Origin of the sequence: Nocardia sp. NPDC060220 (assembly GCF_042727815.1) — a bacterium.
Lineage (GTDB): Bacteria > Actinomycetota > Actinomycetes > Mycobacteriales > Mycobacteriaceae > Nocardia.
On record NZ_JBHWZY010000860.1, the window covers coordinates 1 to 2855 of the forward strand.

Genomic DNA, 2855 nt, shown 5'->3' on the forward strand with positions numbered 1-2855 from the left:
GGGTAGTCCTTGACCGGGCGCGACCAGAGCAGGTCCGCCGCGGCCTGCACGATGTTCATCGGCTGCAAGGTGATCATCACATCCGGCGGCGAGTCGACCGCGGGGATGGACAGCCGTCCCGAGGAGCCGATATGGACATTGAGCACGGTATCGGTATCGACCAGGGCTTTCCACAGCGGATTCCAGAACGGATCGTGGAAGCTCGGGTAGCCGAGCGCGGCGGGATTCTCGCTGAAGGTCAGCGAGTGCACGCCCTTGTCCGCCACTCGGCGGACTTCGGCGGCGCACAACTCGGCGTCCCAGATCACCGGCAGTGCCATCGGGATGAACCGGCCCGGGTAGGCGCCGCACCATTCGTCGATGTGCCAGTCGTTGTAGGCCCGGACCAAGGCGAGGGAGAAATCGGAGTCCTCGGTCGCGAACAGTCGTCCCGCGAAACCGGGGAACGACGGGAAGTTCATCGACGCCAGTACCCCACCCGCGTTCATGTCCTTGATGCGTTCGTGGACATCGAAACATCCGGGGCGGATCTCGTCGAGACCGTCGGGCTCGAGACCGTATTCCTCTTTCGGCCGCCCGGCCACGGCATTGAGCGCCACATTGGGGATGACGGTGTCGCGGAACTTCCAGACATCGGCGCCGTTGTCGGTGCGCACCAATTGCGGTGCCTCGGCGGCGTACTTCGCGGGCAGGTGGTTGGTGAACATGTCCGGCGGCTCGATGATGTGATCATCGACGCTGATCAGGATCATGTCGTTCTTATCCACGATCACACTCCTTAAATGATTACAGTAAGGCTTACAATATAGCCCATGGTCGGTTCAGTAGGCCATGAACAGGATTTGCTCGCGGCTGTACCGGTGGTCGGGGTGCTGCTCGGTGAGATGGCGCTGAGCGGCGGCGACCAAGTCGTCTTCATCGGTTCCGATCAGGAATTCACCGCACGGGCAGCTCAAATGCCGCTTCATGATTCGGCCCCGATCGGCGGCACGGCGCGTTCGGCACTCACAGGATCGCCCCGCTCTCCTTCGCCGCGATGATGTCGTCCCATTCCAGGCCGAGCTCGAGCAGGATCGTCTCGGTGTGCTCGCCGTACTCGGGGGCCCGGCTCGCCGGTGCGGGCTGCTCGTCGAATTGCACGGGAGCGGAGACGGTTCGGTAGTCGTTGCCCGCGCTGTCGGTGACCGTCATCAGGTAGCCGTTGGCCGCGACCTGGGGGTCGTCGAGAACTTCGCGTGGACTCGCGATCGTCGCCCAGACGCCGGGCTCGTCGGCGAGCGCCTTCTGCCAGTCGGCGAGATCGCGCTCGGCGAAGGTCTTGCGCAGTTCGGCGGTGGCGGCCTCCTGATTGACGACCAGGTTCGCCAGCGGCACGAACCGCTCGTCGACACCGAGATCGGGCCTGCCGACGCGCTCGCAGAATCCGCGCCAATACCGGTCGGCTTGCAGGAGTACGAGCTGGACCCATCGGTTGTCCCGCGTTCGATAGCGGTTCACCGCGGGATTGAGTGCGGTACCGGCCTCGCCGGCCGGAATGCGGTCGATGTCGTAGTAATCGGCTGCGGCGATATCCGGTGCGACGGCCCACATGCCCTGTGCCAGTAGGGAACTGTCGACCAGCGGAGCGTGCCCGGTGCGTTCGCGGTGGAACAGGGCGGCGGTGACGCCCCCGGCCAGCGTGATGCCGCCCTGAAGGTCGCCGAAGGCGGGTCCCTGGGCCATCGGGAATTCGGAATTCGTCGGCGTCAGCGCGTACGCGACGCCGGCGCGCGCGAGATAGCTCGCCGCGTCGAAGCCGCCGCGGTCCTTCTCCGGGCCACGGCTGCCGTGGCCACTGCCTCTGACGATGATGACGTTCGGGTTGAACTCGCGGATCTGCTCGACGGTCAAGCCGGCTCGCTCGAGTGGCGCGGGGAGCCAATTGGTCAGGAAGACATCGGCTCCGGCGATCAATCGGCCGAGGATCTGCCTGCCCTGGGTGGACTTGATATCGACGCCGATGCTTCGTTTGCCGTGGTTGCCGAGCTCCATCATGAAGTTGGCCCGCACCTCGGTGCCGGTGCCGTCGAGGCCGCCGATGGTCAGGTTGCGGCACGGATCGCCGCCGTTGGTGTCCTCGATCTTGATGACATCGGCGCCCCAGTCGGCCAGCGCGGCTCCCGCGCTGGGCACGTAGGTCCACGATGCCAATTCGACCACTGTGACGCCACTGAGCAAACCGGACATCGGTGCTCCTCTCCCGCAATTGATACGTGTCGTGAAGTACTATACGGTAATCATTACAGTTACTCATCCAGGATGGCCATCGGGAGGCAATGTGAGCGACATCGTCGAAGAGCGGACGACGCTGAGTCCGGAGTGGGGCCGTCAGGCAGCCGCCGAGGCCGAATTCCGCATGCTCATCGATGGTGAGCTGACGGCCGCGGCGTCGGGCGCATCGTTCGACAATCGCAGTCCGGCCACCGGGGAAGTGCTCGGCACCACCGCGGCGGCCGACGAACAGGACATGCTGCGCGCCATCGCCGCCGCTCGCCGGGCGTTCGACGACACCACATGGTCGACCGACCGGGACCTGCGCCGCCGCTGCCTCGAACAGCTGCAGCGCGCGTTGGAGTCGGAGCTCGAGCTGTTCCGCACCGAACTCGTCGCCGAGGTGGGTTGCCCGGTGATGACCACGCAGACAGCGCAACTGGAGTGGCCGCTGGCGGAAGCGCTGCGGTACCCGGCGGGCCTGATCGACGAGTTCGAGTGGGAGCGGACTCTCGCGGGCGGCGGCGTCTTCGGCGATCGCAACCGGCGCATCGTCGTACAGGAACCGGTGGGTGTGGTCGCCGCGATCTGCCCGTCGAACTTCC

Annotated in this window: 4 protein-coding genes; 1 reads left to right on the forward strand and 3 read right to left on the reverse strand. The window is 65.7% G+C overall.

The window, feature by feature from the left end; all coding sequences use genetic code 11:
- From ACFWF3_RS30835 to ACFWF3_RS30845, 3 genes are all read right to left on the reverse strand, one after another.
- Positions 1–767, reverse strand: a 767-nt coding sequence (locus ACFWF3_RS30835; protein WP_379317230.1) for an amidohydrolase family protein, incomplete at its 3' end; no start/stop codon positions are given.
- 54 nt (positions 768–821) lie between these two features.
- Positions 822–968 carry a DUF1059 domain-containing protein gene (locus tag ACFWF3_RS30840; protein ID WP_067446967.1) on the reverse strand — a complete coding sequence of 49 codons (147 nt, stop codon included), beginning with the start codon at positions 966–968 and terminating at the stop codon, positions 822–824.
- A 37-nt stretch (positions 969–1005) separates the two neighbouring features.
- On the reverse strand, positions 1006–2226 hold the full coding sequence (locus tag ACFWF3_RS30845) for a CaiB/BaiF CoA transferase family protein (RefSeq protein ID WP_379317232.1): 1221 nt from the start codon (positions 2224–2226) through the stop codon (positions 1006–1008).
- Between the two features lie 91 nt (positions 2227–2317).
- Between ACFWF3_RS30845 and ACFWF3_RS30850 the strand changes: the two genes are divergently transcribed.
- A partial coding sequence (locus ACFWF3_RS30850; protein WP_379317234.1) for an aldehyde dehydrogenase family protein occupies positions 2318–2855 on the forward strand: 538 nt, incomplete at its 3' end.

Coding starts and splice junctions, on each gene's coding strand:
- ACFWF3_RS30840 (WP_067446967.1), bottom strand. CDS start 968: ATGAAGCGGCATTTGAGCTGCCCGTGCGGTGAATTCCTGATCGGAACC.
- ACFWF3_RS30845 (WP_379317232.1), bottom strand. CDS start 2,226: ATGTCCGGTTTGCTCAGTGGCGTCACAGTGGTCGAATTGGCATCGTGG.